General features: G+C 64.0%; 16 protein-coding genes. 5 read left to right on the plus strand and 11 right to left on the minus strand.

Translation table 11 applies throughout. The annotated features are described in order from the left end of the window. Positions 1-41: 41 nt before the first annotated feature. The 4 genes from DAAJ005_RS07050 to DAAJ005_RS07065 all read right to left on the minus strand — a co-directional run bounded on the left by DAAJ005_RS07050 (position 42) and on the right by DAAJ005_RS07065 (position 4,977). Positions 42-803 (minus strand): hypothetical protein, encoded by a 762-nt coding sequence (locus tag DAAJ005_RS07050; protein WP_151846493.1) that lies wholly within the window; start codon positions 801-803, stop codon positions 42-44. Positions 804-848: 45 nt separating this feature from the next. Beyond that, the gene (locus DAAJ005_RS07055; protein WP_151846494.1) at positions 849-1,823 is read right to left on the minus strand and encodes a CPBP family intramembrane glutamic endopeptidase; all 975 of its coding nucleotides are present in this window, start codon (positions 1,821-1,823) and stop codon (positions 849-851) included. Positions 1,824-1,925: 102 nt separating this feature from the next. After that, a complete protein-coding gene (locus DAAJ005_RS07060; protein ID WP_151846495.1) occupies positions 1,926-2,936 on the minus strand; it encodes a low specificity L-threonine aldolase in 1,011 nt (336 codons plus the stop codon). 25 nt (positions 2,937-2,961) lie between these two features. After that, entirely contained in the window at positions 2,962-4,977 is a 2,016-nt protein-coding gene (locus DAAJ005_RS07065; RefSeq protein ID WP_151846496.1) for a translation factor GTPase family protein, read from the minus strand. A 379-nt stretch (positions 4,978-5,356) separates the two neighbouring features. Between DAAJ005_RS07065 and metG the strand changes: the two genes are divergently transcribed. Further along, the gene (metG, locus tag DAAJ005_RS07070; RefSeq protein WP_151846497.1) at positions 5,357-7,357 is read left to right on the plus strand and encodes a methionine--tRNA ligase; all 2,001 of its coding nucleotides are present in this window, start codon (positions 5,357-5,359) and stop codon (positions 7,355-7,357) included. A 68-nt stretch (positions 7,358-7,425) separates the two neighbouring features. On the opposite strand, the gene DAAJ005_RS07075 is transcribed toward metG, so the two are convergent. Next, on the minus strand, positions 7,426-8,391 hold the full coding sequence (locus DAAJ005_RS07075) for an Ig-like domain-containing protein (RefSeq protein ID WP_192930894.1): 966 nt from the start codon (positions 8,389-8,391) through the stop codon (positions 7,426-7,428). A 207-nt stretch (positions 8,392-8,598) separates the two neighbouring features. Here DAAJ005_RS07075 and rapZ point away from each other — a divergent pair, with 207 nt between their 5' ends. The 3 genes from rapZ to DAAJ005_RS07090 all read left to right on the plus strand — a co-directional run bounded on the left by rapZ (position 8,599) and on the right by DAAJ005_RS07090 (position 12,229). Next, entirely contained in the window at positions 8,599-9,438 is an 840-nt protein-coding gene (gene rapZ / locus DAAJ005_RS07080) for an RNase adapter RapZ (protein ID WP_151846499.1), read from the plus strand. Positions 9,439-9,453: 15 nt separating this feature from the next. Further along, a complete protein-coding gene (gene yvcK, locus DAAJ005_RS07085; protein ID WP_226342617.1) occupies positions 9,454-10,851 on the plus strand; it encodes a uridine diphosphate-N-acetylglucosamine-binding protein YvcK in 1,398 nt (465 codons plus the stop codon). A gap of 88 nt (positions 10,852-10,939) precedes the next feature. Then, positions 10,940-12,229, plus strand: coding sequence for a glutamate-5-semialdehyde dehydrogenase (locus DAAJ005_RS07090; protein ID WP_226342618.1), 1,290 nt, complete (start codon positions 10,940-10,942; stop codon positions 12,227-12,229). A gap of 54 nt (positions 12,230-12,283) precedes the next feature. On the opposite strand, the gene dxs is transcribed toward DAAJ005_RS07090, so the two are convergent. The 5 genes from dxs to lipB form a co-directional block, all read right to left on the minus strand. After that, positions 12,284-14,185: a 1-deoxy-D-xylulose-5-phosphate synthase gene (dxs, locus tag DAAJ005_RS07095; RefSeq protein ID WP_226342684.1), complete on the minus strand. Its 1,902-nt coding sequence runs from the start codon at positions 14,183-14,185 to the stop codon at positions 12,284-12,286. An 8-nt stretch (positions 14,186-14,193) separates the two neighbouring features. Next, the gene (locus tag DAAJ005_RS07100; protein ID WP_151846501.1) at positions 14,194-14,871 is read right to left on the minus strand and encodes a hypothetical protein; all 678 of its coding nucleotides are present in this window, start codon (positions 14,869-14,871) and stop codon (positions 14,194-14,196) included. A 154-nt stretch (positions 14,872-15,025) separates the two neighbouring features. Continuing rightward, positions 15,026-16,651 carry a TerD family protein gene (locus DAAJ005_RS07105; protein ID WP_151846502.1) on the minus strand — a complete coding sequence of 542 codons (1,626 nt, stop codon included), beginning with the start codon at positions 16,649-16,651 and terminating at the stop codon, positions 15,026-15,028. A gap of 94 nt (positions 16,652-16,745) precedes the next feature. After that, entirely contained in the window at positions 16,746-17,750 is a 1,005-nt protein-coding gene (gene lipA, locus DAAJ005_RS07110) for a lipoyl synthase (protein WP_151846503.1), read from the minus strand. 1 nt (position 17,751) lies between these two features. Further along, entirely contained in the window at positions 17,752-18,468 is a 717-nt protein-coding gene (gene lipB / locus DAAJ005_RS07115) for a lipoyl(octanoyl) transferase LipB (protein ID WP_151846504.1), read from the minus strand. 152 nt (positions 18,469-18,620) lie between these two features. Between lipB and DAAJ005_RS07120 the strand changes: the two genes are divergently transcribed. After that, entirely contained in the window at positions 18,621-19,145 is a 525-nt protein-coding gene (locus tag DAAJ005_RS07120; protein ID WP_151846505.1) for a GNAT family N-acetyltransferase, read from the plus strand. Here the strand turns inward: DAAJ005_RS07120 and DAAJ005_RS07125 are convergent. Further along, complete coding sequence (locus DAAJ005_RS07125; protein WP_151846506.1) at positions 19,142-19,954, minus strand: hypothetical protein; 813 nt, start codon at positions 19,952-19,954, stop codon at positions 19,142-19,144. The two genes, DAAJ005_RS07120 and DAAJ005_RS07125, sit on opposite strands and share 4 nt — an antisense overlap. Positions 19,955-20,162 lie beyond the last annotated feature (208 nt).

Here is a 20,162-nt window from a genome sequence, read left to right on the forward strand (position 1 = left end):
GCAGTTCATCAGCCGGGTTCCTAACTCCTGCCAGATGAGCCTCAGCGCGCGAACAGCAGAGGCGATACCCCGATCAACTGGATGATCAGGGCGGGTAGCAGCGGCAGCAGCGTGCCCATGACCGCCTGAATGGGCTTGTCGGTCAACTGGCGCATAGCGGCGTATACGAAGCCAAACTGCGCCGCCGTCCCCAGCAGCGTGACCACCACCAGTGCAAATCCGGCGGAGGTCTGGAAGGTCTGGGCCAGGGCAGCCCGCTCCAGCACGCGGGGATCGCTGCCCAGCCCAGCAATGCTGGCTGCGTCGGGCAGAAAGGTGGCGGCGGGGGTCAGCAGCGTGACCACGATCACCAGTAGGTACAGCGGGGCCATCAGCGCGAAGCTGGCCCCGTAGACCTCGGCGGCGCGGCCCTTGAACCCGGCCCCCACCCGGCCAAAGCCCCACATCAGTACGAAGATGAAAATGCTCAGGAAGGTGGTGCCCAGCACGTTGACCGCGTAGGTGGCGAAATTGGGGGCTGCCGTCTCACTGTTGGCCGCCGCGAAAGCCGCTGCGTGGCGCACCAGCAGGGTGTAGGCCAGTCCGCCCAGCAGCCCGGCCACGCCCGCCACCCAGATGTAGCGCCACCACACCAAGTCAACCTCCTGCAACTGGCGCACAAAACTGCGCGGGCTGACCAGCAGCGTGGCGGGCGTCGGCGGGTCGGGCAGGGGAGCTGGGGCGGATTTGCGCGGCGGGGATAGCCGGGGGGCGGTCTTACTGGCGTTGGAGTTGTTGGGCTTGGATTTGCGGGGAGAGGCCATAAACCCCGCCATGCTAGCGGCTGGGGCCAGGGACAGAAGGCGGGATCAGAACAGCGCGCCCCTCAGATCGGTAAACCACAGGCTGACCTGCGGGAAGGTCAGGGCCACTGCCACTATGCCAAACAGCACGATGACTACATAAGCAAGGCTGAGCCACGGGCCGGGGGCGCTACGCTCCTGCACGTCAGGCCTGGGCGTCAGCCACAGATGTAACACCACCATCACCACGCCACCGAAGAAGAGCGCGCCTAGCCCCAGTGGGATTTTCAGCGCCGGGTTGCTCAGCAGTTCGCCAGCCTGCGCGGGATCGCCCAGATTCTTTCCGGCCAGGAACGCGCCCAGGCCCACCGCGAGCGTGTTGTTGAGCGCGTGGACGATCACGCTGTTCCACAGGCTGCCGCTGTGCTGCACCAGCCGCGCCAGCACGTAGGCCAGCGGCAGAATCCCAGCAATACTGGCCGGAACGCCGTGCGCCACCGAGAACGCGAAGGTGGAGGTCAGCGCCGCCACCGTGAAGCCCGCCGCCCGTTCGTGGCCGCGCATCAGCAGGCCCCGGAAAGCGACTTCCTCGGCAAAGGGGATCAGCAGGCCCGCCGCCAGCAGCAGCGCCCACACGTCCGGCCCGCTGCTCAGAAACTGCGGCACTGAATCTGCCGCGCTGGGGAAGAAGGTGAGGTACGCCAGAGCAAAGGCGCGGGAGGCCAGAAATGCCAGCGCGAAGGCCGCCAGCGCCAGCCCCCAGGACGGCGGCGTGCGCCAGCGGGTGTCTGCGGCCAGCGCCCGCACGGTGGGCCGGAAGAAGATGAACGCCGCCGCCACCACCACCGCGAACGAGCCGAGCAGCGCCGTTCCCAGCGGGACACGCTGGGCGATCAGCAACGCCGAGACCACGTTCTGGATGATCAGCAGGCCCAGTGCGGCGCGGTTGCCGTCCACCGCCCGGATCCCCGCAGGAGGTGTGGGTGCGTGCGTCTCGTCGGGCCAGGGCTGGGGCGTGGTGGGAGAATCCGGCGCGGTCATGGTTCAGAGGGTACTGCGCCGCCCACGGGACACGCCTCCGCTGAATGGGGGAGGTTTCTTGAGGGTTGGGGCCTGGGTCACTGGCAAATTCTGGAGTTCGCTTTACGCAGTCAAAACCCCAATCGCCCCCGCCAGCGCCTCATCCCCGGTCTGGTGGTGCAACACGAAGCGCACCGAGTCCGGCCCCAACGCACTGGTCAGCACGCCCTGTTCAGCCCATTTAGCCACGTGTTCGGCAGCGTTGGGCAGCGTGGCGTAAATGATGTTGGTCTGCACGGCGGCGAGGTTCACATCAAAACCCGCGTTTGCCAGGGCATCGGCCAGTTGGCGGGTCCGGCGGTGGTCTTCCTTCAGAAGTGCGGGGCCGTCGCGCAGGGCCACCAAGGCGGCTGCGGCCAGAACCCCGGCTTGACGCATCCCGCCGCCCAGCATCTTGCGGTAGCGGTGCGCCTGTTGCATGGCGGCGGCACTGCCCACCAGCACGCTGCCCACGGGTGCGCCCAGCCCTTTGCTCAGGCACACGCTAACAGTGTGGAAGTGCTTCGTGATCTCGGACACCGGCACGTCCAGCGCCGCCGCCGCATTGAAGACCCGTGCGCCATCCAGATGCAGGGGAAGACCCTCGGCATCGGCCACCGCGCGAATCTGTTCAATCACCTTCAGGGGAATAACAGTTCCGCCCGCCTTGTTGTGGGTGTTTTCCAGACTGATCAGGCCGGTGGGCGACTGGTGGATGCTATGACGCACCGCCAGCCGCACCTGTTCGGGGTCTGGTACGCCCAGCGGTGCGGGCACGAAGCGCGGCACCACGCCAGAAAAGGCCGCCATCATGCCCAGTTCCCACTCATAGATGTGGCTGCCCTCGGCGCAGACGACTTCCTCACCCCGGCGGGTGTGCAGGGCAATCGCCACCTGATTGGTCATGCTGCCGGACGGCATGAACAGGCCCGCCTCGTGTCCGGTCAAGCGGGCAACTTCGGCTTGTAACTCGTTGACAGTAGGGTCCTCGCCGTACACGTCGTCGCCCACCGCCGCCGACGCCATCGCGGCGCGCATTTCGGGGGTGGGCGTGGTGACGGTATCAGAGCGGAGATCGGCAATTGGGTGGGACATGGGGAGGATGGTACGCCAGCGCGGCTCAGCCTGCTGCCATCTCCGCCCTTCTTTCCTCAATAATCTTCTTAGCCAGATGGTCCGGCACGTCCTGATACCCGTGCGGCTTGACGGAAAAGGCCCCTCGGTCCCCAGTCAATGAGCGCAGATCGGCGCTGTAATTCTGCAACTCCGCCTGCGGCACTACGGCGCTGATAGTAATCACCGTGCCGCCCGTGTCCATGCCCTGCACGCGGGCGCGGCGCGTTTGCAAGTCGCTGATCAGGTCGCCCGTAAAAGAGGCTGGCGCACGAACTTTCAGCAGCACGGCAGGTTCTAGCAGGCCGGGCCGGGCGTTCGCCAGCGCGTTCTTGAGGGCCTGACCGCCCGCCATGCGAAAGGCGATGTCCGAACTGTCCACATCGTGATAGCTGCCGTCCAGTACGGTCACCCGCACGTCTTGCAGCGGGTAGCCCGCCAGACTGCCCTTGATCATGGCCTCCTGCACGCCCTTCTCTATGCTGGGGATGTATTTGCCGGGAATCGCGCCGCCCACCACCGCACTCCTGAATTCAAAATCCTCGCCGGGTTCAATGCGAATGGTGCAATCGCCGTACTGTCCGTGGCCGCCGCTCTGTTTCTTGTGCTTGCCCTGCGCCTCGGCAGCGGCGTGGATGGTCTCGCGGTATGGAATCTGCGGCGTGGTGGTGGTCACGGTCACGCCCTGTGCGGCCAGTTTCTCGGCGGCGATGGTCAGGTGCATGTCGCCCATGCCGCTCAGCAGTTGCTCCCCGGTCTGCGGATCACGCCGGAAGTGCAGGGTGGGGTCTTCTTCCATCAGGCGGGTCAGCGCCGCGCCCAGCTTGTCCTCGTCCTGACGTGTGGCGGGATGTAAAGCGACGGTGTGTGCCGGATCGGGCAGCCACAGCGCGTCGTACTGGATCGGGTTGGCAGGATCGGCCAGCGTGTCCCCGGCGTGCAAGTCGGTCAATTTGGTCAGCACGCCGATCATCCCAGCGCTCAGCTCCGGCACCTCGGTCAATTCCTTGCCGTTGATCAGATAGAGGTGGGCAGGTTTCAGCTCGGTATGGTCACGCGAGGTATTGACTACGGTGTCGCCGGGCTTGAGGGTGCCGCTGTAGACCCGGATATACGCCAGTTTGCCCACGAAGGGATCAATACTGACGCGCCACACGCGGGCGCTGAAGGGGGCGTCGGGCGTCGGCTCGCGGTTCTGGCCGTCCTGCCCGGTGGTGGGGCCACGTTCGCGGGCACTGCGGAGGCCCGTGACCAGCAGATCCAGCAGTTGCGGAATGCCAACGCCTGTGGTGGCGCTGACCGGAATCACCGGATACAGCGTTCCCGCGTGAACCGCCCGCAGGAGGGCGGCGTGCAATTCCTCGGTGCCGATCTTCTCGCCTTCCAGAAAGCGTTCCATCAACGCATCGTCGGATTCAATGATGGCGTCGGTCAGGCTGCCTTGGGCTTCCTTCAACACCGAGCGCATATCGGAGGGAACCTCGCCGTCTCCGCTCACTTCCCCAGTCAGGACGTTGACCACGCCCCGGAACTCTGGCCCCTCTCCAATCGGCAGGTACAGCGGCGCGACATTGCCCGGCAGGCTGGAGCGCAGATCAGCCAGCACGGCGGAGAAGTTGGCGCGCTCCCGGTCCATCTTGTTCACGGCAATCAGGCGCGGCATGTTGAAGCGGTCTGCTGTGGCCCACACGCGCTCGGTGCCCACCTCCACGCCGCTCACGCTGCTGACCACCATCAACGTGGCGTCAGAGGCACGGATGCCCCCGCGAATCTCGCGCACGAAGTCGGCGTAACCAGGGGTGTCCAGCACGGTGATATCGGTGCCGCCGTGGTTCAGGCGCACCACTCCGGTGGTGATGGAAAAGCCGTGGGCCTTCTCGGCGTCGGTGTGGTCGCTCTGGGTGGTGCCGTCCTCTACTTTGCCAGGACGTGAAATGGCCCCACTGTGGTGCAGCAGGGCTTCGCAGAGCGTGGTTTTCCCAGCGCCGCTGTGCGCGGCGAGACTCACAATACGAACGGGCATTCTTGAACCACCGATCCTTTTTAGTCAAAAAGAGGGGGCGGGGCGAACGGCTTCCGGCGCGGACTGATTTTGGTGGACCCACTGTACACCTGATTCAGCGCGTGCGACACACTGCCCAGGCCAACTGCACACCTCTGCGCCATTTCCGCTATGTTCCTCCGGCGGTGGCCGCCCTAAACTCTCCACAGACCGTGATGATTTGAATGCCCCCGCGCCCCTAAGCGGTTCGGGGTTTTCAGGCGGGATGTAACTCTTTAACGGGACGCACCCCACCCTCGTTTTTTCTGGCCAGTTTTTCCGTATTCTGTACCGGTTGTCCGCCCCGCCTCTCATCAGGGCGCTGCATCTCTACGATGCCGGGTGGAAAGGAAGGCAAACCATGACCGACACCAGCCAGAGCAACGAATTTATTATCACCACCGCCATCGACTACGCCAACGGTGAGCCGCACATCGGCCACGTCTACGAGAAGATTCTGGGGGATGCCATCGCGCGCTATCAGCGGCTGGCGGGGCGCGACGTAACGTTTGTGATGGGCACCGACGAACACGGCGAGAAGATCAGCAAGGCCGCCGCCAAAGCCGGGGTCACGCCGCAAGAACTGGTAGACGATCTGAGCGACCGCGCCTTCCGGGGCCTATGGGATCAACTGGAAATCAGCTACGACGCCTTTATCCGCACCACCGATGCCAAGCACAAGAAGTTCGTGCAGGGTGTCTTGCAGCGCGTGTACGACGCTGGGGATATCTACTTTGCCGAGTATGAGGGGCTGTATTCGGTGGGCGCGGAACGCTACGTGACCGACAAGGAACTGGTGGAGGGCGCGGACGGTGTACGCCGCTATCCCGGTGATCCCCAGCCGCCCGAACTGAGGCGCGAGGCCAATTACTTTTTCAAGATGGAGAAGTATCAGGACTGGCTGCTGGAGACTCTCAAGACCAACCCGACGCTCATTCAACCCGCCGGATACCGCAATGAGGTGCTGGAAATGCTCTCCGAGCCGATTGGCCCGCTCAGTATCAGCCGCCCGAAAAGCCGCGTGCCGTGGGGCATCGAGCTGCCGTGGGACGCCGATCACGTCACCTACGTGTGGTTCGACGCGCTGCTGTCCTACCTGACCCCCTTCGTGGCCAGTGGGCGTGATCCGGCGACGGTCAGCGGATTGGCGTGGCACGTCATCGGCAAGGATATCCTCAAGCCGCATGCGGTCTTCTGGCCCACCATGCTGAAGGCGGCGGGCTATCCGCTGTACCGCAAACTGGTGGTCCACAGCCACATCCTGGCCGAGGATGGGCGCAAGATGGGCAAAAGCCTGGGCAACGCGATCAACCCGCAGCAACTGGTGAATGACTTCCCGGTGGACGCCATCCGTTACACCTTGTTGCGCGAGGCGTCGCTGGGCGCGGACAGCCCCTACGGCGAGGGCATTCTGGTGTCGCGCCTGAACAGCGATCTGGCGAACGATCTGGGCAACCTGCTGTCGCGCACGGTCAGCATGATTCACAAGTACAGAGGTGGCGTGCTGCCCGCCGCGCACGAGCCGAACGAGCGCGAGCGCGAGATAGAGGCGGCGGCGCTGGCCCTGCCGGGTCAGATTCTGGCCCTCGTGGATGACCTCAAGATCAATATGGCGATTGAGGCGGCCATGAACTTCGTGCGTGACCTGAACCGCTACATCGCTGAGAGTGCGCCGTGGAATCTGGCGAAGTCCGACGAAACCGCCCGCCGTCTGGACACGGTGCTTTATACGGCTGCCGAGGGGTTGCGCGTCGCCTCGGTGTGTCTGGAAGCGGTGATTCCCGGCAAGGCCCGCGAACTGCGGGCGCAACTGGGCCTGAGTGGACAGACCTACGCCCTAGCGGGAGCCTGGGGCCTGATTCCAGCCGGAACGCGCGTGCCGGGCGGCCCCATCCTCTTCCCGAAGCCGGAGCAGGAGGAAGGCAAGGAGAAGTCGGTCAAGCCGCAGAAGCCCATCCAGAAGGAGAAGAAAGTCGTGCCCCAGATCGTAGAACCCATCGCGCCCGTCGCCAGTGCCACCCCCGCCGAAACCGAAGCCCTGATCTCCATTGACGACTTCGCCCGTATCGACTTGCGCGTGGCCGAGGTCATCGCCTGCGAGGCGGTGGCAAAGGCCGACAAACTGCTCAAGCTGACGGTGAAAATGGGCGACGAAACGCGCACGGTGGTCAGCGGCATCCGCAAGTGGTATGAGCCGGAAGCGCTGGTGGGCCGCAAGGTGATTCTGGTGGCGAACCTGAAGCCCGCCAAGTTGCGCGGCATTGAATCCCAGGGCATGATCCTGGCCGCCGAGGACGATGCGGGCAATCTGGATCTGGTGGGACTGGGGCTGGATTTGCCGAGCGGGACGAAGGTTCGCTGAGAAAAAATCTCAACAAAAAGCTGCCGGAGGCGAATTGACCTCCGGCAGCTCTGGTTTTGGATGGACGCTTATGGAATCAGGTAGGTGACCACCAGACTGGGCTTGTCGGTGGCGCTGTCGCCCGATCTCAGGTAAGCGATGTCGGCGTTGCCGTCCCCATCGGTCAGCTTGGCGAAGCGCAGGCGGTACTGCGAGCGGACGCGGCTGTTGGTTCGGTCATCCTTGAGGGCACTCAGGACAGACTTGGTGTAGTTGCCGAGAGTGGGGCTGCTGATGATGTCACCCTGGTTGCTGTACACCGTAGGATCGAAGTCGGCGGCGGTCAGTGAGGTGCCGTAATTCACATGATCCAGCATCAAATCGCTGGCCCCCACATCCAGGTCGGTATACGGACTGCCAGCCACCGCGTACTGGTTGACGGTCAGGTTCGCGGCCAGAATGTTGGCGCTGGTCAGGGCAGCGGGTAGGCCAGCCAGGTCGAAGCTCAGATAGCTGCGGTAGGTGGCATTTCCAACTGTGGCGCTGTCGCCGATATACAGGGAGCCGTCGTTGGTCACCACCTCTCCGTCTGAACGCACCCGGCCATCCAGCGCTGGCGTGCTGCTCAGGGTCGTGGTGATCTGCTTGAAAGTCTTAAAGTTGCTGTTAGTGGCGGGCAGGGCATTGCCCGCGATGTCTGTGGCCGTGGTGCTGAGGCTGAAGCTGTACGTCTTCCCCAGAGCGGTGTAGGCGAGGTCCGCATTGGGATTGATGGTGAGCGCCGTACCGCCAGCGTTCCAGCTAAAAGTCACACTCGCGGCGGGCAGATCGGTGGACTGGTAGGCCGCCTGCGTGGCCGCCTGATTCATTTTCTCACTGAAGGTCACCACGATATTGGCGTCCTTGGCAACCCCGGTGGCCCCACTGGCAGGCGTGATGGACACGACGCTGGGCGCGGTGGTATCTGCTGGGTCTGGTGTGGGGGTTCCTCCACCTCCGCAGGCGGCGAGGCTCAGGGCAGTGGTCAGCAGCAAAGCAATATTCAGTGGTTTCATGGTCTTTTCCTCCTGGGCGCCGGAAGCTCTGCCAACCGCTGGCCGAGTGCCTTTCCTTCGCATGGACCCACCTTAAAAAACGCACCGTGACCGGACCATGATCAACTGTGATCAGGATGGACTTGCGCCATGATCAGGCAGCCCACCATGCGTTCCGCCTGACCGTTCATGCCCGCAGTTCACGCCAGCCCGAGTAGACTGGGCCGTATGCCGTTTATCGTGGTTTCGGGATTGTCAGGCAGTGGCAAGAGTACGGTTCTGCGCACGCTGGAGGACGCGGGCTTCTTTACCACCGACAACCTGCCGCCCGAGCTGTGGGGGGCCATGCACGATCTGGCCGAGGCGCGCGGCCTCAAGCGGGTGGCCATCAGCACCGACGCGCGCACCCGCGATTTCCTGGGGGCGCTGGAATCCAGTTACATGCGGCTGTCACGCCGCCGTGAGGACCTGCGGGTACTGTTTCTGGAGGCCACGGCGGACGTGCTGCTCAAGCGTTACAACCTGACCCGCCGCGAACACCCGCTGGGCGATATGCTGATGGTGGATTTTGCCCGCGAGCGTGAACTGCTTGCGCCACTGCGCTCGATTGCCGACACGGTGATCGACACCACCGATCTGAGTGCCAAGGAACTGGCCGAGCGGGTGCTGGGGCTGTACCGCCTGGAACGCGATTTTCACCTGCGGCTGGTGTCCTTCGGCTTCAAGCATTCGCCGCCGCGCGACGTGGATCTGGTGCTGGACGTGCGGACCCTGCCCAATCCTTTCTATGACCCGGAGCTGCGGCCCCGCACAGGTCTTGAAAAGGACGTGGCCGACTACGTGTTCCAGAACGAGGACGCGCAGGCGTTCTACGCCGAATTGCGCGGCTTCGTCCGCACCGCCGCCGAACGGGCGAAGGCCAGCGGGCGGCATGGATACACAGTTGGCATCGGCTGCACGGGCGGGCAGCACCGCGCCGTGGCTGTGACGGACCGGCTGGCAGGTGACCTGAAAGACCTGAACGTGGAGGTGGCCGATCACCGCGATATGAAGCTGGAGGCGGGCTGAGATGGGGAGGCGGCGATGAGTGATCCGCCCCTGCTGGACGACCAACGGCTGGGCGAGCGGTCTCCAGCCACTCTGGGCCGGGCCAGTGCCGTGCGGCGGCGGGCGGTGCGGGGTGGGCAGTACGCCAGCCGCCGCGCCCGCGTGTGGCTCGCGCCGGGTATGGGCGTCAAGCGCTGGTTGATCCTGTTCATGGTCTGCACGCTGGTGGGGGCGGTGGGTTTCCTCCATTTCACCTGGACCGGGCCGCTGCATTTCGTCGCCACCCGCTGGATTCTGTACCTGAATACGCTGACCGATCCAGGACTGGTGCCGCTGCATGTCACCGGTATGGTGGTCATGGCACTGGCACTGATCGGGGCGTTTTTCAGCATCGCCATGCTCAACCGTTCCATCCTGCGCGGCACGGGTACAGTTCCTGGCACGGCGCTGGACCTGATCTACGAGCGGCGCAACCTGTCACGCGGCCCCCGGATCGTGGCAGTGGGCGGAGGCACGGGTCTGTCCAACCTGCTGAGTGGCCTGCGTGCCTATACCGCTCATACCACCGCCATCGTGACCGTTTCCGACAACGGCGGCAGCAGCGGACGTCTGCGCGAATCGCTGGACATGATCGCCCCCGGTGACCTGACCGACTGCTACGCGGCCCTCAGCGACAGCCCGGTGATGGCGCGGCTGCTCCTGCACCGCTTCACGCGCGGCGACGGCCTCAAGGGCCACACCTTCGGCAATTTGATGCTGGCCACCCTCAGCGAGGAGGAAGGCGGGCTTGCGGTGGCCATGAAGGACATCCACGAGGTACTGCGGATTCGCGGACAGGTCTTTCCGGCCACCACCGCGCCCGCCACCCTGGTGGCCCACCTGGAGGACGGCGGCGTGATCCGGGGCGAGAGCCAGTTTGCCGAATCGGTGGGTCACGCGCGCATCCGGCAGGTCAGCCTCGATCCGCCGGATCTGCCCGCGCTGCCCCCAGTGCTGGATGCCATCCGCGACGCCGAGCAACTGGTGCTGGGGCCGGGAAGCCTGTTTACCAGTATCATTCCCGCTCTGCTGGTCCCCGAAATTGCCCGCGCCGTGCGCGAATCGGTGGCTCCCCTGATCTACGTATCCAGCCTGATGACTGAACCCGGCGAGACCGATGGCCTGAGCCTGGAAGACCACGTGCGCGCCATCACCCGCCACCTGGGCCGCACCCCCGATTGCGTGCTGGTCAACAACGCCAGCCTGCCCCCCGAAGTCGTGCAGCGCTACGCGGAGGCGGGCGCGCATCTGCTCAACCTGGATGGGGCCAGCCGTGACCTGAGCGACTGTGCCGTGGTGCTGCCGCTGTTGCAACCCGGACAGGCCCGCCATGATCCGGTGGCGCTGGCCCAGGCACTATTGACCCAGACCCCACGTCGCCGCTTCCAGAACTGACTCCATCAGAGACCGGCCTGCATCAGAGGCGGCGCTGAACTAGAGGCAGCCCTCATCCGCCGTCTCACTGACTGTTACGCTGGGCAGCATGACAGCGCTGCAAGACACGGCAATGGGAATCCGCGAGATGGGCGTGCGGGCAAAAGCGGCGGGCCGGGTGCTGCGTTCCCTGCCCACAGCGCGCAAGGTAGAGGCGTTGCGCGCCATCGCTGCCGAACTGCGTGCCCGTGAAGACGGAATCGTGCGGGCCAACGCCCAGGATGTGCTGGCCGCGCAGGAAGCTGGTCTGCCCGAACACATGATCGCCCGCCTGCGTCTGGACGCCGCCGCGCTGAGAACGGTGGCCGCCGATGTGGAGGCCGTCTCGCGGCTGCCCGATCCGGTGGGGGAGACCACGGGGGCGCAGACCCAGCCCAGCGGGATTCAGGTCTCACAGAGGCGAGTGCCGCTGGGCGTGCTGGGGGTCATCTACGAATCGCGTCCCAACGTCACCGTGGATGTGGCTGCATTGGCGCTGATGAGTGGTAACGCAGTGATCCTGCGCGGCGGCAAGGAAACCGTTCACAGCAACGCGGCCCTGGAAGAGGCGATTCGCGCGGCTCTGAAAGCCCAGAACCTCCCTACCGACGCCGTGCAGGTCATCCACGATCCGGCCCGCGAGCGCATGCGCGAACTCCTGCGCCTGGACGATCTGGTGGACGCCATCATCCCGCGCGGCGGGGCCGGGCTGCACCGCTACTGTGTCGAGAACGCTACCGTCCCCGTGATCGTGGGCGGCATCGGCGTGGTTCATATCTATCTGGACGCCAGCTTCACCCGTGACCCGGCAGACGTGAGGCGGGCTGCCGAGATTATCGTGAATGCCAAAGTTCAGAAGCCCAGCGCCTGCAATGCTCTGGACACATTGTTGATTGATCGGGACGCTCTGGCTGCCTTGCCCGACATCGCCCGCGCGTTGCTGGAAAACGGCGTGGAAGTGCGCGCCGATGCCGAGGCGTGGAGCGCGTTGCAGAACGCGGGGATCGCCGTGATGCCTGCTACCGATACCGACTACGGCACCGAATTCCTGGCCTTGACCGTCAGCCTCAAAGTCGTATCTGGACTGGAGGAAGCGCTGGACTTCATTGCCACCCACGGCAACCACACCGACGTGATTTTGACACGCGACGACGCGCAGGCCGAGCGTTTTATTCAGGACGTGGACAGTGCCGCCGTGATTGTCAACGCCAGCCCCCGTTTCAATGACGGCGGGCAACTGGGATTGGGCGCGGAAGTCGCCATCAGCACGCAGAAGCTGCACGCGCGGGGGCCGATGGGCTTGAGGGAACTGACCACGACGAAATGGGTGGTGGTGGGGGAAGGGCAGGGCAGGAGCTAGATCAGAAGAAGAGGGAAACAGTTTTAACTCTGCTTCCCCTTTTCGTTGATCGCTTCAGACGCCCAGCGGTACATCCACCCCAAGCTCGGCCAGCACGGTGCGGATCGCCTGCGCGTCGATTCCGGCGCGGGCGTGGACGCTCTCGGTGGTGGCGTGATCCTGGAACTCATCGGGGATGCCCAATGTCCGTACGGGAACGCTCAGGCCCATGCTGTTCAACGCCTCCAGCACGGCGCTGCCGAAGCCGCCCACCAGCGTGTTGTCTTCCACGGTGATGATCGTGCGGGCGCTCCCGGCCAGTTCGCGCAGCATATTCAGGTCCAGCGGCTTGACGAAACGGGCGTTGACCACGCCGACACCCGGCAGATCGCCTGCCGCTGCCTGCGCGTATTCCAACGCCTTGCCGCCTGCCAGGATCACGGCGTCCGAGCCGTCCTTGACGCGCTCCCAGGTCCCCCATTCCAGCTCGGGCCAAGTTCCTTCCGGCACCCTGGCAGTGTTGCCACGGGGGTAACGGATGGCGAAGGGGCCGGCGTGTTCCTGCGCGTATTTCAACATGCCGCGTAACTCGTTCGCGTCTTTGGGCAGGCCGATCCGAACGTTGGGAATGCTGCGCAGGTAGCTCAGATCGAACACGCCGTTGTGCGTCGAACCGTCTGCCCCCACGATCCCGGCGCGATCAATGGCGAAGGTGACGTTCAGATTTTCAATCGCCACGTCGTGCAGCACCTGATCGTAGGCGCGTTGCAGGAAGGTGGAATAGATTGCCACGATGGGCCGCAGGCCCTGCAAGGCCATCCCAGCGGCGGTGGTCACGGCCACGTCCTCGGCGATGCCTACATCCAGATAACGGTGCGGGTGCACCTTGCTGTAGCCCACCAGCCCGCTGCCCTCGCGCATGGCGGGGGTGATCACGAAGGTGCGCGGATCGCGTTTGGCCAGTTCGGTCACGGCGTCGCCAAATGCGGCGCTCCACGAGTACGCGTTACTGGCCTTGAAATCCCCGGTGTCCGGGTCAAATTTGCCGGGTCCATGCCAGTAGATCGGGTCCGCCTCGGCGTAGCTCAGGCCCTTGCCCTTGCGGGTCACGACATGCAGGATCGTGGGGCCGTCCAGATCCACCAGCCGTTCCATCAGCCAGACCAGTTCCTGAACGTTGTGGCCGTCCACCGGGCCGACATAACGCACGCCCATCATGGCAAAGGGGTTGACGCTGGCCGGATCGAAGAAGTGGCGGGTGCTGCTCTTGGCGCGGCTCATGAAGTCGGCCAGCGGCTTGCTCAGGGACTGCACGGCTTTCTTCCCGGCCCCCTCGCCTTCCTGAAACCACTTCTGGACTTGCAGGCCGCGCATGAATTTATTGATCGCCCCCACATTCTCGGAAATGCTCATCTCATTGTCGTTCAGGACGATCAGCATCTTACGGCGCAGATCGCCGATGGTGTTCAGGGCGGCCAGTGCCATGCCGCCGGTCAACGAACCGTCACCAATCACGGCGGCCACCTTGTAATCCTGGCCCAGCGCGTCGCGCGCCATCGCCATGCCCAGCGCGTTGGCGAGACTGGTGCTGGCGTGGCCCACCGTGATCGCGTCATGCTCGGACTCGCTGACCTTGGTGAAGCCGCTCAGGCCGCCTTCCTTTTTGACGGTGGCCATCTGATCGCGCCGTCCGGTCAACATCTTGTGGGCGTACGCCTGATGGCCCACGTCGAAGAGAATCCGGTCACGCGGGCTGTTCAGCACGTAATGCAGCGCCACGATCAGATCGGTGGCCCCCAGCGAGGACGCCAGATGCAGCCCGCCCACCGAGCAGACCCGCACGATCTCGTCGCGCAGTTCCTGGCTCAGCGCGGGCAACTGATCACGCGAGAGCTTCTTGAGGTCATCAGGGCCGTAAATCCGGTCCAGCAGCGGTGTGAGCCTGTGGTCAAGATCCATCCCGTCAGCCTTCTTCATGTCGCTCATCAGCGGCCTCCCTTGAAATTGCGTCCCACCAGCAGTAAGCCTTCGGGGGTGCGGACCTCGCCCACATACGGCGTGAACCACAGTTGTTGCGTGGCTGGAAACAGGCCGCCCACCGTGTCACTGACCTGCCGGGTGACCACCCACACCTCGAACTTTCCGGCGGGCGTGTCCTGCTGCCGCTTTTCCTGCACTGTATAGCTGTAATTCAGCGTGCCCTGCGCCTGCACCTTGCCGTCGTCCCCGCTGATGGCGATGTTGCTCACGCCCTGCCACGTCAGGCCCACCTTCCAGGCACTTTCCGCCGGGTATTCCAGCCACGGCGGGTCCAGCCGCACGTTCACGCCGGGTTTTCTCAGTCCCAGCAACTTGACACCGTCTGCCGAGAAGGTCCGGTACCACGTCTGGTCTGCGCCGCGCCCGGTCAGTTGCAGCGCCTGCACGGTCTGGTTGGCATAGATGCTCGGCCCCAGCGCCCGCAGCACGTAGGGCACGGCGGAAGTCGGCTCACCTTCGGGCAGGTAGGACCACGCCAGCCCGGCCTGACTGGGATAAAAGGACACCGTACTGACGGGCGTGCTGGTCTGCACCGTGGGGCCGGGGCCGCCTGTGCTGGGCGTGCAGGCGCTCAGGCCCAGCAGCAGGGCTGGAACAAGCGCGAGAAAGGGGGTGGGGCGCATATTCCCCAGAGTAACGTGACGCATTGACCGCATTCTGTCAGTTAAGAGCAAGTCACGCGTCCTGCTTTTGGGTGATGGAATGGGGGAATGGTGTCTAGGACGGTGGGGAAGGGGGATTTCTAAGGGTGGGTTTATGGATTTGAACGGATGAAGACTAAATTTTGTTGCTTTTCTGCAAATTGCAGCGCCGACAGAGAAGCTGCAAATTATTCTCGGTACTCGCGCCGCCCAGGCTATGGGGAATCACATGGTCATATTCCAGATAATTGTTATCTGCACACTGAACGCATTTTCCCTGATCCCGCTGCCACACGGCGATTTTGATGTTCTGTGGAATGCTGCGGCTTGCCCGTTCAGTCTGCGGCATCAGTAAAAGCCGCTTATGTAGCCGAACTAAAGCGTCCAGAGTGGCACTTAAAATAAGAGGCTTAGAGACATGGTGGTAGGTGCCGCTGCCCTTCTTGACCGATAGCTCAAGATTCACGCCGTCTGAGCGTTCCTCAATCCGAAGAATCTTCCCATACTGGACGTTCCAGCCGCCTTCCCCTGCACCGCCGATAAAGTAAATCTGACGGTTGGTCACCACCGCACGTCCAACGATGTCGCGGCTGCGGGTGGCGGTGACATGCCGGAAAGTGGCAGGAACTTCCAAGTGGGCCACTTCGCCTGCGTCCAGAAGAACTGTCGTCTGAACTGCGGGTAGGTGGCCTTCACGGATGCTGGTGGCGGCGCGCAAATCCACAAGTTCGCTTTGAAGGGGGGCCAGCAAGCCCGGCGGAATGCAGAGCAAACGCGCCAGATCCCTAAAATCAATTTCCTCCTGCGAGCTGATGATTCCGTCCGAATAGGCGAGGGTGAGTGTCCGCTCCATCAGGCGCAGAGCGTCGGTCCTCACAAAATCAAGGGCCGTTTTGGCATCCAGTTCTTCTCGCAAAACGGTTTGCTGTAGGTCCTGCCATTCATGATGTTCCATGACGCCGTCCGCGCAGGCTGCCAGAAAGCGCGTGCGGAAACGCCCCAGCGCCTCCTGAGCCTTGTGGGCGCAATCGCGGCACAGGCCCTCGCTGTTCAGCTTGAGCGGCGCGAAGAGACTTCCCCGCTTGCCGCAGTTCTGGCAGGCGTGGGCATCAGCGGCGGGACGTGGCGGGGCCGATTGCAGGGGTTCCCAGGCAGCAAGCAGCGGCGTGAAAGATTTGTCGGGTGTCTGGCTTGCCGTGTGGTCAGGATGGGCGGATTGATCAGGCTGCAGAAGAGGCATTTCTTCCTGAGCCACAACCTCGCCACCCATCAACTCTAGCAATGCTTGCAAACCGCCGGAAAAGCCCTGGCCCACGCCCGTGACCCGCCACTTTCCCTGGTAGCGGTAGACCTCCAGCAGAATCAGCGCCCGCTCGCTCTGAAACATCTGCCCTTCCACATTGAAATGCACACTGTCGCCACGCTCATCCATCAGGCTGGCCGTGCCACGCCGAAGGGCGGAAAACGGCTGCTCATCGGTGGTGGCCACGAAGACAAGGCGATGTATGCCAAGTGGCAACCGTGCTAGATCGACCTGAAACGAATGCTCTGAGGGGTTGAGTGTGATGGCCTGTTCAGGACTGGCTTTCTGGTTGTAAAAGATGAAATAGCGATCATCCGTCAGTTGCCGGGATTCGTTCAGGCCAAATACGCTGAGATCAGCGGTTTCCATGCCGGGCAAATGCGCCCGCAGGGTGAGCTGCGGCTGGGCAGTCAGTCCGTCGAGTGTGAGCCTTTGCCCGCGCTGAAGCTGCTGGATCATCTGTGGACTTTAGCGTGAAGGTTGACCGAGACGCCAAATTCTCAGAATGAGGGGCCGCAGGCTTCAAGCCCCGGCCCCTTTTTTCCTGCTCCGCTCAGATCAGGCTGAGCTGATCCCCATCGGCAATATGGGTGAGGTGTTCGGGCAATCCGCGCGGGTGGTCCATCACAATCTGCTCGGCCTTGTACGACGAGCGGACCAGCGGCCCCGACACGATTTCCAGGAAGCCCAGTTTCATGCCTTCCTCGCGGATCTCATTGAATTCGGCGGGAGTCACGTAACGCTCCACGGCCAGATGGTGCATGGTGGGGCGCAGGTACTGCCCGAAGGTCAGCACGTCCACGCCCGCCGCGCGGCAGTCGATCATGGTCTGCATAATTTCCTCGCGGGTTTCGCCCAGGCCCAGCATCACGGATGTTTTGGTGATCACGTCCGGGCGGGCGCGTTTGGCATGGGCCAGCACGGCGAGGGTCTGGTCATAGTCGGCGCGGATGTCACGGACCGGGTGGGTCAGGCGGCGCACCGTTTCGATGTTCTGGGCATAGGTGTCCACGCCACTGTCAAGCACCAGATCGACGCAGTGGGTGTTGCCGCTGAAATCGGGGGTCAGGGCTTCCACACGGGTTTCGGGATTCAACTTTTTAATGGCCGCCACCGTCTTGGCAAAGTGGTACGCGCCGCCATCCGGCAGGTCGTCACGGTCTACCGAGGTCAGCACGACGTACTTCAGGCCCATCAGCGCCACGCTCTCTGCCACACCCTGCGGCTCGTCTAGGTCCAGCTTACCCATCGGGTTGCCAGTATCCACGGCGCAGAAGCGGCAGCCGCGCGTGCAGATATGCCCCATCAGCATGAAGGTGGCGGTGCCGCGTGACCAGCACTCGCCGATGTTGGGGCACATGGCTTCCTCGCAGACCGTGTGCAGGCGGTGTTCCTTGACGATCTTGCGGACCTCGCCGAACACCTGTCCGGTGGGGATGGTGACCTTCAGCCAGTCAGGCTTCTTCTCGCGCACGGGCACGCTGTCTTTGCGGTAGATGCCATTCTTAATGAACTTGGGTTCTTTATGGTCAGTCTGTTTCTGTTCGGTCTGCGTCATGTCAGCTCCCCGCCCCGGCAAGTTCCGGCAGCGTCCAGTCGTAGGTTTCAAAGGTGGTGGTGAAGGCGTCGGAAAGTGCTTTGCGGGCGCTGTCCATGTCAGGACTCTGGCCCAGACCGCGCAGTTCGTATTCACGTTCCACGCTGGTCATCTGTGTACCGCTCAGGCCACACGGTACGATCAATTCAAAATGCTGGAGGTTGGTGGTCACGTTCAGCGCCAGCCCGTGCAGAGCGACGTTCTTCTGCACCGCCACCCCGAAGGAGGCGATTTTCTGATCGTAGCTGAGGCCGTTGACCTCACGCGGATCGACGTACACGCCCGCGTAGCCGGGGTTGGGGCGGGCGTCGGGCAGACCCAGAGCATCCAGGGCCAGGATGGTGGAGGCCTCCAGCAGGCGCAGGAAATCCTGCACGCGCCGGCCCACCGGGAAGATCGCGTAGGCCACCAGTTGACCGGGGCCGTGGTAGGTCACGTCACCGCCGCGCTCGACTTCCAGCACCTCAATGCCCTGCGCTTCCAGATACTCGCGCGTCACGATGATGTTGGTTCCCTCGCGCGCCTTGCGGCCCAGCGTCAGCACGGGCGGGTGTTCCACCAGCAGCAGCGCGGGTCTGCCCCCTGCCGCCACCCGCGCGTGGTGTTCTTTCTGCAAGGCCCAGGCGTCGCGGTACGGCACGCGGCCCAGGTCTATGGTGTCGAATGTGGGGGCCTTCATACCCAGAATTGTACGCCCGGCCTTTCCACATTCACCGTGTCCTGCGCCAAATTACGCCCCGGATTGACCACGCCCCCTGGTGAATCTGCGCCCTCAGGCTGGTTATGTCGCGTTCTGGAGTGTCCGGCCTGTCAGGACGTAATATCCAGGTCATGCCCGAACTCGTCTCTCCTTCCAGCCATTACCAGCAAAGTTTCATTCAAGCCGTGCGTGAGGCACAGGCCGCAGGGAGTGGTCTGGGCGACACCCTGAACTGGGACGTTACGCAAATGGAAGCCGACTTCGAGAGCGTGCTTGCCGATCTGCGCCGCTACGAGCCGGGCCACGAACTGCCGGAAGGCTTCGTGCACTCCGAACACCTCTGGCTGGTGGAGGGCGACGTTTACCTGGGCCGCGCCAGCCTGCGCCACACCCTCACCCCACGCCTGCGCGAATTTGGCGGCCATATCGGCTACGAAATCCGCCCCTCGGTGCGGCGGCAGGGCCACGGCAGCACCATCCTGCGCCTGACGCTGGAGCGGGCGCGTGGGCTGGGCCTGGACCGCGTTTTGATCACCTGTGACACCGATAATCTCGGCTCACGTGGGGTGATCGAGGGCAATGGCGGCGTGCTGGAGGGGGAATTCGTGCTGGCATCCCATCCAAAGCCGATACGCCGCTACTGGATTACGCTCTAGGAAGGCTCCGTCTGTTCTTTCGGCACGTCTTTCTGCAACTCGTCAGCCCTGTCCTGCATGTCGTGGGCCAGCCGGTTCAGGGCCTGCGCCTGTTCCTCCTCGGACGCGCCGGTCCTGCCCATGTTCTCTGCCACGGCCCCGCCGATCTGGGTCAGGGCCTCCACCTGTTCGGGCGCAGCGTCGTCCAGTTCGCCGATGCGCTCGACGATGTCCGCGCCTGCCTCGGCCAGAGCAGTGGCCTCGTGGGCGGCGCTGAAGCGCTGAATCTCGTCGATGCGGCGCTGGTGTTCGTTCAGCACCTCCTCAAGCTGTCCGGCCTGTTCCAGCGTCTGCGCCTGCGCCCGCGCCGCGTCCATAATGGCGCTCAGCGCCCCCAACTGCTCGCCCACCCGCCGCTGGATCAGCCTGAGCCTGGATACGTTCAGCTCGTCCACCGGGGTCCGCGCCACGTCTTCCAGGGCCAGACTCATCAACTGTTCCAGGGCCTGCGCCGCCGTGATCTGTTCCTGGCTGCTCTGTACGATGTCCAGCAGCGCCTGGGTCTGCCCGCCGCGCTCGTGGGGGGTGGCCCCCAGCGGCAGCGTGCGAATCTGCTCGGTGGTCAGGTGGATGACCTCGCGCAGCGCGTCGGTTGCTGCCAGCCCCTGCTGCCCGGTGCGGATGATGTCTTCCAGGGTGCTGCTCTGCGCCCAGCCTGCCGCGCCGACATGTTCGCGGGCGCGCACTTCCGAGACCCGGCGGCGCTGGCTGTGGGTGGCGTGCTGGGCGTCAGCCAGCAAGCCGTCGCGCTTTTCCTGGCCTGTATTCATGGCTGGACCGGTCCCGGACGCGCCGGGGTGTCGTGAAAACAGGGCTTAAAAGGTGCAATGTGGCTCACACTCCGCATCCTCGCCTGTTTCGGCCCCAGCGAAGGTGAGCCGCACACCGCTTGCCGACCCCGGCTGGCGTCGCGTATACTCCCAAGGCCCGGCCCGGCTGTCAGCGTGCAGCCGCGCCCGCATCTGGTGAAAGAACGTC

This window comes from Deinococcus sp. AJ005, assembly GCF_009017495.1.
Taxonomy (GTDB): Bacteria; Deinococcota; Deinococci; order Deinococcales; family Deinococcaceae; genus Deinococcus.